Source organism: uncultured Polaribacter sp. (assembly GCF_947495205.1).
Classification (GTDB): Bacteria; Bacteroidota; Bacteroidia; order Flavobacteriales; family Flavobacteriaceae; genus Polaribacter.
Genome location: NZ_CANLXV010000013.1, coordinates 53,462 through 69,884 on the forward strand (window position 1 = coordinate 53,462; position 16,423 = coordinate 69,884).

Sequence of the window (16,423 nt, forward strand, 5' to 3'; positions counted from 1 at the left end):
GTTGAACACAATTATACAAATCGATTGAAAAAAAATTCTAATTTTCATACACCTGGAAAATAATGGCAATGAAAGATAAAAAGATATTTGTTAAAATATAAGAAATTTAACATTTTTTTCCACTTTGAAGTAATAATATTAGAAGAAAAATAAGGATTTACCAACATTAAAACAAAGAAAACAGTGAAGACTACGAATCTGACTTTCGTTTGATGTAGATATTATAAATTAATCCTGAAAGTATGAGCAAAATTCCAAAAAGCGTCCACCAATTGTATATATCTCCAAACCAAAAGGTGCCAATAATTATGGTAATTATAACTTCTAAATACTTTATAGGCGCCACTAAATTAGTTTCTGCCAACTGAAAAGCTTTCGTCATATACAACTGACCAAAATAACCAAAAACACCCGTACTTATAAATAAAACCCATTGCGTAAGGGTTGGTTGTTCCCAGTATTTTAGACACATTAAACCACCAAACACAAATGCCATTAACATAAAGTAATTAATAATTACCAAAGGATTTTCTGTATTGCCTATTTTACGAATAACTACAAAAATGATGCCCAGAAAAACGGCGGATAAAATCACGAAAACCAATCCTATTAATTCTACATCTGCACCAAAACCTTTAATAATTAAAACCCCCAAAAAGGCAATAAAAAACAAAAACCATTGAATGGGTTTTATTTTTTCTTTTAAAAAAAATAATGCAAAAATTGCGGCAAAAATTGGAGCTGTATATCTTAACGAAACGGCTGTACCAATACTTAAGTAATTCAACGATTGAAAAAAGCAGGTTAGTGATATTACACCTGTTATCCCTCTTATAATCAACCATTTTTTATTAGTACCCCAAAAAGGAACTTTTTGTTTTAACACCAAAGGTACTGTAAACAACAATGTTCCTACAGATCTAAAAAAAACAACTTGATACACATTAAATGTGCTTAAATATTTTACAACAGAACCCATTAGTGCGAACGCAATTGCACTAAAAATCATATATAAAATAGCCTTGTTCTGTGTCATTTATTTTGATACAAATATAACCTAAAACATTTCTTATCTTACTTAATAACAAAGCAAATTAATCTTATACTAAATCAAAAACTCTAGGCAACCAAAGCGTTAAATCTGGGAAATACGTAATTAAAAGGAGCACCCCAATCATCACTAAAAATAAAGGTAATAATGGTTTTATTACTTGTTGTATTTTTAAATCAGCTACACTACAACCTACAAAAAGTACGGAGCCAACTGGTGGCGTACATAATCCAATACATAAATTCATGATCATAATAATACCAAAGTGAATAGGATCCATACCTAATTCTGTTACAATTGGTAAAAAGATGGGTGTAAAGATTAAAACGGCTGGTGTCATGTCCATAAAAACACCAACAAATAATAAGATTAAATTGATAATAATTAAAATTACAATTGGGTTATCGCTAATTGACAATAACGTATTGCTAATTTCTTGAGGTATGTTTTCATAACTCATTACCCAAGACATGGCTATAGATGTAGATACTAATAATAAAACAATTGCTGATGTTTTAATGGTTTCTAACAAAATTGGGGAAATATCTTTAACAGTTATTTCTTTATACACAAAACCTAAAACTAAAGTATAAATTACTGCTATTGCTGAAGCTTCTGTAGCTGTAAAAATTCCGGCTACAATACCACCAATTACCACTACTAACAACATTAAACTAGGAAAAGCATCTATAAATCTTTTAAAGAATTCTTTAAAGCCTACCATTTTATCTGTTGGATATTTTTTAATAATTGAATAAATTAAAGCTACAATCATTAATGCCAAACCAATTAACAATCCAGGTACATAACCTGCAATAAATAATGCCGCTATAGAAACACCACCACTGGCTAAAGAATATACAATTAACACGTTACTTGGTGGTATAATTAAACCTGTGGTTGCACTTGTAATGTTAACGGCAGCACTAAAAGATTTGTCATAACCATCTTTTTCCATCATTGGATTCATAAAACCACCAATAGCAGATGCTGCTGCTACCGCCGATCCTGAAATAGCGCCAAACAACATACACGAAATAATGTTTACAAAAGCCAAACCACCAGGAAGTGGCCCAACTATAGCTTTGGCAAAGTTTATGAGGCGCACGGCGATTCCTCCTCTATTCATAATTTGACCTGCCAATATAAAAAATGGAATGGCAGACAAGGTAAAACTGTCTAAACTGGTTGCCATTCTTTGTGCTAAAGTTGTAACACTTGGTAAAAAAGGCATTGCACTTAATAAGGTAAATAAAGCTGCTAAACCAATTGCAAAAGCAATAGGAACTCTTAAAGATAAAAAAACTAAAAAGCTAACAACTAAAATAAGGACTTCTACTAGATTCATAATTTATGCTTTGTTTAATTTTCTTAAGTTTAAAAGTGTATCAATACTATAATAGCAAATTAATATTCCTGAAATTGGCACCACCAAGTAAATAAATCCTAATGGAATTTCTAAGGTTGCAGATGTTTGCCCAAATTGAAAACTCAATTGACATAATCTTGCTCCTCCAATAATCATAACCGTTAATGCAAATACCGCAATTGATATAAATACAATGCCGTTGAATAAATTTTGTCTTTTTTGAACTGTTTGTTCTGGTATTAAATCAATTGCCAAATGTAAATTTTTTCCTGCAGCGTATGCAGCACCTAATAAACCAACCCAAATTAATGAGAAACTAGAAACTTCATCTGTGATGGTACTTGGTGCTCTCAATACAAACCTAGAAAAAACTTGCCAAACTACGCTTACCAACATTATTACTAATATTAAAAGCACTAACTTTTCTAAAACACTATCTATTTTTGCTCTCATTATTGTTTATTTTTTATAGAAGAAATTAGCGTTTTCATTTCTTTATTTCCATTAAACATTTCTAAAATTCCTTTGGTTTGTTCTTCAAATGGTTTTTTCTCTGGATAAACAACCTGCACACCAGCAGCCTTTACTGCAGCAATTGATTCTTTTTCTGAAGCTGCCCATAATTTACGTTGTGCATTAGTACTTACTTTTACTGCACTTTTTAACCATTGTTTTTCCTTATCGTTTAAACGACTCCAAGTATCTGTACCAATCAATAAAACATCGGGTACTGCCGTGTGTTCGTCTAAACTGTAAAATTTACAAACTTCGTAGTGTTTAGAAGTGTAAAAACTTGGCGGGTTATTCTCTGCACCGTCTACAACTCCTTGTTGTAAAGCAGTATATAATTCTCCCCAAGAAATTGGAGTTGGTGAGCCTCCTAAATCATTTACCATAGCTACTGCCATGTTACTTTTTTGTACTCTAATTTTTTTTCCTTTTAAATCTGCTGGAGATTTTATTGGCGCTTCTTTCATGTAAAAACTTCTACTTCCTGCATCATAAAAGGTTAAGCCTCTTAGCCTAAATTTTTCTCCTTTTAGTAATAAACTTTCGCCTATTTCACTATCAAAAACACTAAACGTATGTGCTTTATCTCTAAACATATAAGGCACACTAAACACCTTATATTCTGGAATAAAATTTTCTAAAACGGCTGCAGATACTTTGGTAATATCTAAACTACCAATTTGCAACAATTCTAAACATTCTCTTTCTCCTCCTAACTGTCCACTAGGATAAATGTTTAATTGCAGTTTACCTTGAGATTGTTTTTTTAATTCTTCACCTAAGATTACCATTGCTTTGTGCACTGGATGTTGTGTATCTAAAGCATGCCCCAAACGTATGGTTTTTATAGTAGATTTAGATTGACAACCTAGAAAAAATAGGGTGGTAATTGCTATAATTAAATATTGAAAAAAATGTGATTTTCTCATTTTTATGGTGCGATTAAAGTTTGGTAACAATTAATGGGTTATTGATCTTTTCTGAGAAATCTGTTAAGTAATTTTCCCATTCTTTTTGCGTGCTGAATTGTTTGCTTTTTTTCCATCCAAAGCCACTATAAAAAACAACTTTATTATCGATTACGTTTAAATGTAAAAAATGATTACTCTCATCTTTTCTAGAAGTTACGTATTTCTCTGATCCTGCAAAATAAGGTTTTGTAGTTACTATTCCTGTGCCTACTTCAGAATCATCTAAAGTTTCCCAATGACTTACCCAGAAACTGGCATCATTTTGATTGGTTAACCCTGTTTTTTTGTGCAACGTAATTCCTGATGAAATTGTATCTGTACCTGTAACATCAATTTCAAAACGCGTTAAGTTTTGGCCGTAATCTAAAGAAATGTGTTTGGTTTCGTTAATTGGTTTTCCATTTGCATTCCAGGTAGCATAGGTTAATACAAAACTGGTTCTTAATGGGCCTGTTGTAATGGTTTTATAAGAAGTAAAGTTTCTAGAAAAATAGTAAGAAGTATCTACTTTTACAGCAGTACCACCAATTCCTCTACTTACACCTACATGAAAATTATCTAAGCCTTCACCATGGTCTTTATGGTAAGCACCTTTTTTGGCATCGTTTCTTTTGTACCATTTGTTGATAATTGGATATTCTACACGTTTTAACCAAGCATCAATTCCGCTAGATAAAGTACCTCCTTTAACACCATCTTCTATCATTTTTTGTGCTACTGGTCCAAAAGTTCTAAAAGCAACTCTATTGTTTTCCCATGTATAATCGTCTGTTCTTTCTGGTACAAAACGTGAATAACAATATGCGGTATCTACCTTTTTCTCAACTTTTGATGTTGCTAAAGTGTATGTATTGGTTGTATTTGCTTTAATATGGGGTTGAAAAAGGATAACATCCTCTTTTCCATCCAAATCTTTATCTACAAGTTGAACTATTAATTGTTTATTTTCCTCATCTAAAATTACAAGATTCGCTACTTTTTCAACATTCACATCAGAAATATCAACAGAAACGGTTTCAAATTGTCTACTTGAATTTAAGGTATTTTTTACCGTAATTGTTGTTATTACTTCAGGGCTTTCTTTACAGGATGTAAAAAATGAAAAACCCATTAATAAAAGTGCTATTTTCTTCATAATTAAAGTGCTAAAAACTCCACAAAACAATTATTTTATGGAGCTGAAATTTATTTATTCTTCGTTTGATGGTTTTCCTATAGTTGCTAAAATTCCTCCATCAACATATAAAATATGTCCGTTTACAAAATCACTCGCTTTAGAAGATAAGAATACTGCTGCTCCTGCTAAATCGTCTGGATCTCCCCATTTTTTTGCTGGGGTTCTGTTCACAATAAAATCGTTAAAAGGATGTCCTTCTACTCTTATTGGTGCTGTTTGCGAAGTTGCAAAATAGCCTGGTCCTATTCCGTTAACTTGTACACCAAAACGAGCCCATTCTGTTGCCATATTTTTAGTTAACATCACTAAACCACCTTTTGCAGCTGCATAAGCTCCTACGGTATTTCTACCCAATTCGCTCATCATAGAACAAATATTAATTATTTTTCCTGCCTTTCTTTCCATCATGCCTTTAATTACATGTTTAGAAACAATAAAAGGACTTACCAAATCAATATCTATTACTTGCTTAAAGTCTTCAACTTCCATTTCTGCTAATGGAGTTCTTTTAATGATTCCTGCGTTGTTTACCAAAATATCAATAGCACCAACTTCGCTTTCTATTTTGTTAATGGCTGCAATTACTTGTGCTTCATCTGCTACATTAAATTTGTAGCCCACAGCATTAATTCCTGCTTCTTTGTATAAAGCTACAGCTTTGTCTATTTTTTCTTGTGATGAATTTCCGTTCACCACAATAGTTGCACCTGCTTTTCCTAAACCCATGGCCATAGACATTCCTAAACCATGTGTAGAACCAGTTACCAAGGCTACTTTACCTGTAATATCAAATAATGTTTGAGACATATTTTTATCTTATCTTAAATCTGTAATTTTCGCAACATCCATATCATTATAATCTAGGTTTTCTCCTGCCATACCCCAAATAAAAGTATAATTAGAAGTACCAGAACCAGAGTGAATAGACCATGGTGGTGAAATTACAGCTTCATGATTTTGCATCCAAATATGACGCGTTTCTTGTGGTTCGCCCATAAAATGACATACAGATTGCTCTTCCATAATGTCCATATAATAATAAATTTCCATTCTTCTATCATGCACATGAGCTGGCATGGTATTCCAAACAGAACCTGTTTTCAACTCAGTCATTCCCATTTGTAATTGACAAGTAGTTACAATACCACCAATAATCATCTGGTTTACTGTTCTATGATTAGCTGTCTCTAAACTTCCTAATTCAATTTTATTTGCTTCCTCTTTAGTAACTTGCTTCGTTGGGTAAGCGCTGTGTGCTGGTGCAGAGTTCATGTAAAACTTTGCAGGGTTATTGGCATCTTCACTAGTAAAAGTTACTTCTTTTACACCTTTTCCTAAGTATAAAGCATCTTTATGCAACATTTTGTAGCTTTCTCCATCTGCAGTAATGGTTCCTGTACCACCAACATTAATAACACCAACCTCTCTTCTGTCCAAAAAGTTTTCTGATTTTAAAGAATCTATGGTTTCTAATGTTAATGCATCAGTTGTAGGAACAGCACCTCCTGCCATATATCTATCATAATGTGTATATACCCATTTAATATGACCTGCATTCATTAAATCTGGTATTAAAAACTCATTTCTTAATTCTTGTGTGTCGTATTTTTTAACTGCTTGCGGACTTGAAGCGTATCTTGTTTCAAAAGTTGTTGCCATAGTTTTTCTTTTAATATTTTATTTTAATTGTAACGTTTAAGGTATCATGCTGAATTTAGTTCAGTATGATACCCAAACAGTTTATAATGAACGTCTAATTCCTAGTTCTAGACCTCTTAATTCTGCTAAACCTCGTAAACGACCAATTCCAGAATATCCTGGATTCGTCTTCTTTTTTAAATCGTCTAACATTTTATGTCCATGATCTGGTCTAAAAGGCATTCTAACATCTTGTCTACCTGCTGCAATTCGTTTTTGTTGTTCTAAAACCAATTCTTTCATAACTGCGTACATGTCTACATCACCTTCTAAATGATCTGCTTCATGGAAATTTCCTTCTGCATCTCGTTTTGTAGCACGTAAATGAATAAAATGAATTCTATCTCCTAAACGTTTTACCATTCCTGCCAAATCATTATCTGCTCTTACACCAAAAGAACCTGTACAAAAGGTTAATCCGTTATTTGGAGATTTTACAGCATCGTATAAATCTACAATATCTTGCTCTGTAGATACAACTCTTGGTAAACCTAAAATAGGAAAAGGTGGATCATCTGGATGAATACACATTAACACACCTGCTTGCTCTGCTGCAGGTATAATTTCTGATAAGAAAGAGAATAAATTTGCTTTTAATTCTTTTGGACCAATATTATTATAAGTGGCTAAAATTGCATTAAATTCTTCTAAAGAATAACCTTCTTCTGCGCCTGGTAAACCAGCAATAATATTTCTTATAAGTTTGGTTTGCTCTTCTTCTGAAGTGTTTTTAATAAAGTCTGCAGCTTCTTGTTTTTGCGCATCAGAATAATCATTTTCTGCTCCTGGTCTTTTTAACAAATACAGTTCAAAAGCTGCAAAAGCTGCTGCTTCAAAACGTAAAGCAGTAGATTGATCTGAAACTTCATAATCTAAATTGGTACGTGTCCAATCTAAAACCGGCATAAAATTATAACATACAATATCAATACCACAAGCACCTAAATTTAAAAGCGTTTGTTTGTAATTTTGATAATATTTTTTATAGTCGCCTGTTTTGGTTTTTATATTTTCATGAATTGGCACAGATTCTACCACAGACCAAGTTAAGCCTACTTCTTCTATTTGTGCAATTCTTTTCTGAATTTCTGCTACCGTCCAAACTTCTCCATTTGGAATGTGATGTAATGCAGATACAATACCTGTTGCACCTGACTGTTTGATATCAGCTAAAGAAACCGGGTCATTTGGACCATACCAACGCCATGTTTGTTCTAAATTCATACTCATAATTCCATCTTAACCTTCCTAAAGTGAAGGGATTTTATTTATTATTAATACTAATTATTTTTTTTGAATAGATTGATTCTAAATCATCAAAATACTACTGAAATTTTAAACACCACTATATGCTGAAAAACCACCATCAATTGGAATTACAATTCCAGTAACAAATGCTGATGCATCATCACATAAAAATAGTGTAGAACTTACCAAATCATCTGCAGTACCATAACGTCCCATAGGTGTTTGATCTATAATTTGTTGCCCTCTTTGCGTTAAGCTTCCATCTTCATTAGTTAATAAAGCACGGTTTTGATCTGTTAAGAAAAAACCTGGCGCCAATGCATTTACACGAATACCAACTTTAGAAAAATGTACTGCCAACCATTGTGTAAAGTTTGATATAGCTGCCTTTGCACCACTATATGCAGGTATTTTAGTTAATGGTGTATAAGCATTCATTGATGAAATATTTAAAACCGAACAACCTTCACGACCAACCATATCTTTAGCAAAAACTTGAGTAGGAATTAACGTTCCTAAAAAGTTTAAATTAAAGGTAAATTCTATTCCTTTAGGATCTAAATCAAAAAAAGTTTTAAAACCTTCTACTGTACTTTGTAAATCTTCCATTGCAAAAAACGGATTAGATGTAGTTCCTAAAGGATGATTACCTCCTGCTCCATTTACCAAAATATCTACCTTACCAAAGGCAGCATTAATTGTTTCTTTGGCTTTTTCTAAAGAATCTTTTTCTAAAACATTCGCAGCAACTCCTATAGCCTCTCCTCCTGCTTCTTTAATTGCTGTAGCAACATTATTTGCTGCTTCTTCTCTTAAGTCTAAAACTGCTATTTTATTACCTTGCTTTGCAAGAGCCATAGCCATTGTGCTACATAAAACGCCTCCTGCACCTGTTAATACGATTGTTTTACTCATTGATAGTTTTCTTATTTGTAATTATAATATTAATATATTTATTTTATGTAATGATTCAAAAAAGGGTAAATAACATCCAACCATCTTATTTAAAGCTAGTTATATTCCTGTAAATAATCTTAAACTGTATTTTTATTAAAATCAAAAATACGTAAATTAAATTATTTTTACTTGAAATAATAGCATCGTTTATAATTTTTTATGACCGTTTAAATTTATCTTTATCAAAAAGATAATACATGAGATTCAACTTAAAATTTTTCTTGTTATAAAAGATTTATTTCAAGATGAATCAAAAAAACTATTTAAAAAAATAAACGATATTATGCCGATATTTTATAAATGAAGAAAATTATATTGTTTTATAAATTGAATATTCAAACTTACAAAACAATATAATTCTTAAAGCACGTTGTATTTCTTATGCAACTTCTTAAAATAAGTGGTAATGTTACAAAGTCTTATTCTTCTTTCAGCCAAAAAGGCGTAGCAATAAACCATAAAACCGTACCAATTAGCATAAACATTTTCAATTTAGATGCATCTATTGTTCCTAAGAATAAAAGTATACTTGCTAGCAATATTAAAACACCTATAGCTAATGCACTTATTAATTTTAGTATTTTCATAATTTAAGATTTTTGAAGTTTCATAATAATAACATATAATATACTTGAGGCAACCCAACAAGGAATTACGGCATACGCTGGAAATAAGTTTTGCATAAAAATAAAATATAATCCTAATGCTACTGGAAGTACCCAAGCTAACAAAACTGCAGGATTAAATACAGAACCTTTTTGATCTGCATAATCTTGGGTGAAATTCATTTTCTTTGCAAGGTAATGGTTTACAAAAATAACCCCTCCCATTGGCCCTAAAATAGTACCATATAAACCTACAAAATCAAGTAATTTTCCTGAAAGTGCAGGAAAAATACCGGCAGCTGTAGCCACTAAACCAGCTAAAATTACACCTGAATATGACTTTGCTTTTGCAGGAAATAGACTTTGAAAAGCAAGACCTGCTCTATATATAGTTGGGTTTGCAGTTGTCCAACCTGCTACAATTACACAAATAATACCTGTCCAACCAACTGCACTCCAAGCTAGTGCACCTGGATTTGCAGAAATATCTCCTGTTAATTTTATTTGGGCAGCTAACATAAATGATGCACAAATCCAAGCCATATAATGCCCTAAAAACATACCTACAGAAGGTCCCCATCCTGCACGACTATCTTTAGCAAAACGCATAATACTTAAATCTGCCATACCAAAATGCATTGCCGCGTTACATAACCAAGAGAATATTACAATTTTCCAAAATCCGAAATCTACTTTCCCGTTAGCAGCTTGTACTACACTTACTCCTTTATCCCATTCTGTTAACAAACTATCCCAAGAATCTACATTCATTTGCGCTAAAGCAGATAATCCGCAGGCTGCAAATACAACAATCATCCATGGAGCTGCAATATTTGCAAACTTAGAAACAGTATTATAACCAGCAGCAGCAACAATTGCCATTACTACACCTACAATAACTACAATTAATGAAAAAGCAGGACTACTTAAACCAAAAATATTTTCTGGTACAGAAAAGCTTATCCCAAAAGGAATACCCACTGCACTTGCAGAGACCGTAATCATTGCGCCAGCCAAAAAGCAAAAAAGAACGCCGTTTACCACGTTATAAACTTTTACCAAGTGTTTTCCAGCAATTTTTTCTAATTGATAATATAACGTGAGTTTACTAGAAACTGCTATTGGAGCTACTATATATCTCCAAGTAAGAATTGCTAAAATATTACCAATTAATAAACCAAATATCAAATCTTTTAAACTTGCACCGGCCGCTAAAAATAAAGGACCAATCATAAACTCTGTACCTGCAGCATGTTCCCCAGCATACATTCCTAGAAAAGATTTCCAACCTTTTAATTTTGAAGATGGTACTGGAGTTCTTGCAAACTCTCCTCCACCAACTTCTTGTACTTCTACTGATGTTTCACTCATATTAAGTATATTTTTATTAATTGTATTTGGTTAATTTACCTTCAAATAAAGGCGCAAAAACTAAAGTAATCTTCTTGTAATGTTTTTGCATCCTGCACTATACTGTTTCTTATTGATAATAGGCTCTTTAAAGATGAACTATTCTTAAAATAGTAGATAAGCTGTATTTCTAAAACCCAAAATACAAAGAGCTATTAAAAAAATTACTAGAAACAATTGAGTTTATAAAAGCTATTTATGTAATTGAATTTTTTTATACTAGACAAAAAAAGCCCTATTAAAATTTAATTTTAATAGGGCTTGAAAATCATATTATATTGCAATATTATTTCACCAAATGCTCTGGAAAATCTGAAGTTTTCTCACAACACAACTGCTCCATAACTTGTTGCAATTCTGTTTTTAGTAAAGAAATAGTATGGTTACCACCTTTTTTACCTAATGCAGATACACCATACATAAATGAACGACCCATGAATGTAAATTTAGCGCCACTTGCCATAGCTCTTGCTACATCTGGCCCTGAACGTACACCACTATCCATCATTACTTCTATTTGATCACCATATTTTTCTGCAATTGTTGCTAAAGGTTTAATTGTAGATTGCCCTGCATCTAATTGACGCCCACCATGATTGGATACAATAATACCGTCTAAACCTAAACGAATTGCTTGTTCTGCGTCATATTCTGAAGCCACACCTTTTAAAACAATCTTACCTTTCCACATATCGCGAATTGGCTTTATTTTTTCTTCATTTAACCTACCAGAAAACGTTTGATCCATAAATTTACCCAACTGCTTTAAGTCTAAGTTTTTAGGCATATATGGTAGTAAGTTTGCAAAGTTAGGAATACCATGTTTTAAAGTTTGTAAACTCCAATGTGGTCTACCAAATGCTTGTAAAATGTTAGCAATATTCATTTTTGGTGGCATTGCCAAACCGTTTCTAATATCTCTAGGTCTAAAACCAAAACTAGGTACATCACATAAAATAACTAAAACAGGACATTCTGCTGCGGCTGCTCTGTTAATAATATCGTCTCTTAATTTATCTTCTGTTGGATGATATAATTGAAACCAAGCTTTACCCTCTGTTAATTCTGCTGCACGCTCTATACTAGTAGTTGTAACGGTACTTAATATAAAGGGAACATTGTGTTCAAAAGCGGCTTTTGCCAAAATTTCTGGAGAATTTGGCCACATTAAACCTTGTAAACCTACTGGTGCAATACCAAAGGGCGCATCATATTCTATACCAAACAAGTTGGTTTTTAAAGAAGAACCATGATGTTTTCTAAGATAATTTGGTTTTAATTGTACTTCTCTTAATTCTGATGTATTTCTAATTAAATTTACATCTTCATTACAACCTCCATCTAAATATTCAAATGCAAATTTTGGTATTTTTTTCTGAGCTTTTGCTCTTAAATCGTCTATAGACGGATAACGTGTATCGATACTTATTGCCATATTTTTTTTATGCTAAAAACTTTTCTCTTAATTCTTCTACTTGATCATCATTTATAGGCACCATTTTCCCTAAAGAATGGCCTAATACAATAGATTTAGCGCTAAATTCTGCTACTTCTAAATAATCGAATGTTTGTAATAATTTATCTCCTGTAATAATTACAGAATCATTTTCAATAATTAATGCGGTATCACAATTTTCTACAATTTCAGAATTGTTATTTTTTCTAAAATGATTTCCATATTTCACAGTATGAATATCTTGTAGAAAAATCCAACTTTCTGGAATGGTACGCACATCTAAATATTCTTGTGTTACACCAAATGCCATTAAATATGGAGATTGAGTCATTATAATAGAATTTACTTTTGGATTGCGTTTATAAATTTCCTGATGTATCCAAGTTGCACGACTTGGCACTTTTCCTTTTTCTCTTTTACCGTCTTTAATTTGAACGATATCTTCAATTTCTAAATCCCAACGATCTACACCAGTTGGCGTAATAATAAAATCATTATCTTTCCATCGCATAGAAACCGTTCCGTAAGAACCTATCATTAAACCTTGTTGGCAAGAGCGTTGTACAATTTTACAAATTTCTAACCTTTTTTCTAATTCATCAGAAGGATGTTCTGTTTCTTCCATTTCTGGTAAAACTCCTTTAGCCTGTGTTTCAAAGTTTTCTATTTGTTCATCAGACAAATATTTTGGAGTTCCTATTTGAGAGCCATATAAAATAGTTTTTGCACAAAATTCTAGTGCCTCAAAACGCTCATAAGCATCTGTTAAATCACTACCTCCTAAAACTGTACCATGGTTTTCCATGATAATTGCTTTAAAGCCTTTTTTAAATTCTTCTGCAATTACTTCTCCAAGCTCATTACTACCAGGTACTTTGTATTTTGCATAACCTATGGGACCACAGATGTGTTTTGCCTGCGAAATAATATTGGTGTTTGGTATTTGTCTAACAATACTAAAAGAAACCAAAGCTGGCGGATGCGCATGAATAACGGATCTAATATCTGGTCTTGCTTCATAAATTGCTTTATGAAATGGAAATTCAGATGAGGGTTTATGTTTCCCTATAATTTCTCCATTACTTTTTACACAGATAATATCTGAAGCTCTTAAAGAACCTTTGTCTACGGCAGATGGAGTTACCCATATGTCTCCTTGATCATCAATTATAGAAATGTTACCACCAGAAGTGGTAGTCATTCCTCTTTTGTAAATTCGATCAATTATTGTTACAATTTGATCTCTTGGATGCTGAAAATTGATTTTTATAGCCATAACTAACGTTTTTTACTAACCCACTATAAAGGGAACATGCTTTTTTAACGCATAATTCTTCCTTAAAAACTTAGAATTTAACTTGGTATCTGAAATAGCAATTGCAGCTCCTAGGGCAGAACCTAAAGCAGCTTTTGTTGTTCTTAATTTCATACCTCTTAAATAATGTGACAATAATTTTATGTAAACATCATTATCTGTAAAACCACCATCTACATAAAGTCTGTGTATATTTTGTGTATCAGAAATTCTTTTGATATTTTCTACCTGTAGCATCACCAATTCAATCATTAAGTGATGGTAGGCATGCTCAAAACTATCATACAAGTATTTGGTAACTTTTGGCATGTCTTTATGTTCAAAAGATTCCCATTTAAATGTGTGTACAAAGTCTTGCAAAATTTCTGAATATGCATCATAATTAAATACAACTGTTTTGTGATAATCTTTATCTTTACCAAAATGTTGAGATAATTTTTCTACTTGTATTTGATATTCTTTACCTAAAAAAAGTCTAGAAGATTTAACGGGTTTTCCGTTAATTCTCATGTAATTAATACAATCTGCTTTAACATCATCATTCGTTAAAGGTGTATCTACAAAAGGGTTTAAAGCAATACTCCAAGTACCTGTAGAAACTAATACAAATGGTTTTTTTACACTTCTTACGTAAGGTAATAATGCTGAAGAACTATCGTGAATACCTACACCAATTTTAATTCTTTTACCATTATAATTCATATTTACACTAGTTTCTGTAGAAACAATAGGAGGTAAAATGGTATTAATTTTTTCTTTGTAAACCCAATCTTGGTAATCTCTAGTTTCGTAATTCCACAAAGTGGTATGGCAACCAATACTGGTATATTCACTTAATGGCACTCCAGAGAAAATATAACTTAAATATTGTGGTAAATGCAACGAATATTTAATTTTTTTAAAAACCTCTGGTTTTGAGTGTTTAATCCAATACAATTGCAAACCAGAATTTAATAAACCAGGAGATCTTGTAGAACCACTTGTTCTGGTGAGTTCTAAATCATCTCCATAAGTTGCATAAAACTGGTCTGCAATTTTTGAATCTATTTCTTTAGTGTAGTTGTATAGAGGTGTTAAAACCTCTCCATCTTCATCTAAATGCACAAAACTTGCGCCATAGGTAGAGAAGTTTATTGCTTTTACACTAAATTCATCTGACTTTAAAATTTTATGAAAAACGTCTTTCAACCAATTTTGTAACGCACGCAAATCTTCCGTTGGATGCCCATCTTCATCTTCTATTTCATCAAAAGAAGCGTATTCTTTGTGCACTTCTTTAAACTCTTTGTCAAAAAGAAAAAATTTCTTGTTTGTTTTACCAATATCAAAAACTGCGGTTACCTTTTTTTTCATAACTAATAATATTATAAACCAGTTGCTACTGTATGTTTACCTCTTTCTTTGATTAATTGTTCTCTAACTCCTAAAGATCTGTATGCATCTATTGGGCTTATAACTCCGCCAGCGTTTACCCTTGCTTTTTCTAACAATGGTCTTACATCTGTTCTATAAGCACCTTGTAAGATTTCTTGACATTTTACAACATCATTTTCTAATTGCGCAGTTCTTAATGCTTTTTGATCTATTAATAAAGCCTTTGCATATGCTTCTTGTATCGCTTCTAAAGATTGTATTAAATCTTCTAAAGGATCTTTTACGTTATGACTTGCATCAATCATCCACGCTAAATCTGGATTTTGCGGATTATTTTCCATTCCGTAAACCAATTCATTAAAGATTAAGAATAATGCATATGGCTTAATACTACCTACAGTTACATCATCATCTCCATATTTACTATCATTAAAATGGAAACCACCTAATTTACCTTTTAATTGTAAAATAGATACAATTTGTTCTATATTAGAGTTTGGTAAATGGTGTCCTAAATCTACTAAAGTATACGCTTTATCTCCACAACCGTTAGCTAACATTAAAGATGCTCCCCAATCTTGAATAACTGTGCTGTAAAAATTAGGCTCGTATGGTTTATATTCTACTAATAATTTCCAATCGTCTGGTAAACCTTTATAGATATCTATTAAACTATCTTGAGTATTTTGAAAAGCTGTTTGAAAATTGTTTTGACCAGGAAAACAAGAACCATCTGCCAACCAAACCGTTAATGCTTTAGAACCTAATTTGTCTCCAATTTTAATTACATCTAAATTATGTTGTATCGCTTGTTCTCTAACTGCTTTACTTGTATTACTTAAAGAACCGTATTTGTAGCTTTCTGCTGCGCCTTGTTGGTCTTGAAAAGTATTTGAATTTACGGCATCAAATTTAATATTTAAAGCTGTTGCTTTTTCTTTAATTGCAGCGTAATCAGATGGAATATCCCAAGGAATATGTAAAGATACAGCACCTGCAGTTTGTGTTAAACTATGTAAGATACCAATATCTTCTATTTTTTGCTCTAAATTGGTTGGTTCTCCATAAAAAGAAAAACGCCCAAAACGAGTACCTCCAGCACCTAAAGCCCAACTAGGAATAGCTATTTGAAATGCAGCCAACTTGTCTACAATACTATTTACATCTTTACCTTTATTGGTTAATTTATTAGCTAAAAAATCGAAGTTTTCTTTATGATCTTTTACGACTTTTTGATTAAAATCGGAAATTTCTGATTGATTAATTTTCATACTTGTATTAT

The 16,423-nt window shown here is 32.0% G+C and carries 15 protein-coding genes; all 15 read right to left on the reverse strand.

All coding sequences use genetic code 11. The features are described from left to right. Window positions 1-190: 190 nt before the first annotated feature. Window positions 191-1,036: a DMT family transporter gene (locus Q0762_RS12245; protein WP_298767193.1), complete on the reverse strand. Its 846-nt coding sequence runs from the start codon at window positions 1,034-1,036 to the stop codon at window positions 191-193. Window positions 1,037-1,100: 64 nt separating this feature from the next. Further along, the gene (locus Q0762_RS12250; protein WP_298767194.1) at window positions 1,101-2,399 is read right to left on the reverse strand and encodes a TRAP transporter large permease; all 1,299 of its coding nucleotides are present in this window, start codon (window positions 2,397-2,399) and stop codon (window positions 1,101-1,103) included. A gap of 3 nt (window positions 2,400-2,402) precedes the next feature. Beyond that, entirely contained in the window at window positions 2,403-2,873 is a 471-nt protein-coding gene (locus tag Q0762_RS12255; RefSeq protein WP_298767195.1) for a TRAP transporter small permease, read from the reverse strand. Further along, window positions 2,873-3,859, reverse strand: a complete 987-nt coding sequence (locus Q0762_RS12260; protein WP_298767196.1) for a TRAP transporter substrate-binding protein — start codon at window positions 3,857-3,859, stop codon at window positions 2,873-2,875. The genes Q0762_RS12255 and Q0762_RS12260 overlap by 1 nt, the downstream gene beginning before the upstream one ends. A gap of 13 nt (window positions 3,860-3,872) precedes the next feature. Further along, a complete protein-coding gene (locus tag Q0762_RS12265) occupies window positions 3,873-5,036 on the reverse strand; it encodes a DUF4861 family protein (protein WP_298767197.1) in 1,164 nt (387 codons plus the stop codon). 54 nt (window positions 5,037-5,090) lie between these two features. Beyond that, window positions 5,091-5,885 carry a gluconate 5-dehydrogenase gene (locus Q0762_RS12270; protein ID WP_298767198.1) on the reverse strand — a complete coding sequence of 265 codons (795 nt, stop codon included), beginning with the start codon at window positions 5,883-5,885 and terminating at the stop codon, window positions 5,091-5,093. A gap of 9 nt (window positions 5,886-5,894) precedes the next feature. Next, window positions 5,895-6,737, reverse strand: coding sequence for a 5-dehydro-4-deoxy-D-glucuronate isomerase (gene kduI / locus Q0762_RS12275; protein WP_298767199.1), 843 nt, complete (start codon window positions 6,735-6,737; stop codon window positions 5,895-5,897). Between the two features lie 81 nt (window positions 6,738-6,818). Continuing rightward, on the reverse strand, window positions 6,819-8,000 hold the full coding sequence (uxuA, locus tag Q0762_RS12280; RefSeq protein ID WP_298767200.1) for a mannonate dehydratase: 1,182 nt from the start codon (window positions 7,998-8,000) through the stop codon (window positions 6,819-6,821). Window positions 8,001-8,111: 111 nt separating this feature from the next. Next, the gene (locus Q0762_RS12285) at window positions 8,112-8,939 is read right to left on the reverse strand and encodes an SDR family oxidoreductase (RefSeq protein ID WP_298767201.1); all 828 of its coding nucleotides are present in this window, start codon (window positions 8,937-8,939) and stop codon (window positions 8,112-8,114) included. Window positions 8,940-9,400: 461 nt separating this feature from the next. Further along, window positions 9,401-9,568, reverse strand: a complete 168-nt coding sequence (locus Q0762_RS12290) for a hypothetical protein (protein WP_298767202.1) — start codon at window positions 9,566-9,568, stop codon at window positions 9,401-9,403. 3 nt (window positions 9,569-9,571) lie between these two features. Beyond that, a complete protein-coding gene (locus Q0762_RS12295) occupies window positions 9,572-10,957 on the reverse strand; it encodes a hypothetical protein (protein ID WP_298767203.1) in 1,386 nt (461 codons plus the stop codon). 325 nt (window positions 10,958-11,282) lie between these two features. Continuing rightward, window positions 11,283-12,431, reverse strand: coding sequence for an alpha-hydroxy acid oxidase (locus Q0762_RS12300; RefSeq protein ID WP_298767204.1), 1,149 nt, complete (start codon window positions 12,429-12,431; stop codon window positions 11,283-11,285). A 7-nt stretch (window positions 12,432-12,438) separates the two neighbouring features. Further along, complete coding sequence (locus Q0762_RS12305) at window positions 12,439-13,728, reverse strand: class II aldolase/adducin family protein (protein ID WP_298767205.1); 1,290 nt, start codon at window positions 13,726-13,728, stop codon at window positions 12,439-12,441. Window positions 13,729-13,743: 15 nt separating this feature from the next. Next, on the reverse strand, window positions 13,744-15,120 hold the full coding sequence (locus tag Q0762_RS12310; protein ID WP_298767206.1) for an FGGY family carbohydrate kinase: 1,377 nt from the start codon (window positions 15,118-15,120) through the stop codon (window positions 13,744-13,746). A gap of 11 nt (window positions 15,121-15,131) precedes the next feature. Then, window positions 15,132-16,412, reverse strand: a complete 1,281-nt coding sequence (locus Q0762_RS12315) for a sugar isomerase (RefSeq protein ID WP_298767207.1) — start codon at window positions 16,410-16,412, stop codon at window positions 15,132-15,134. Between the last annotated feature and the right edge of the window lie 11 nt (window positions 16,413-16,423).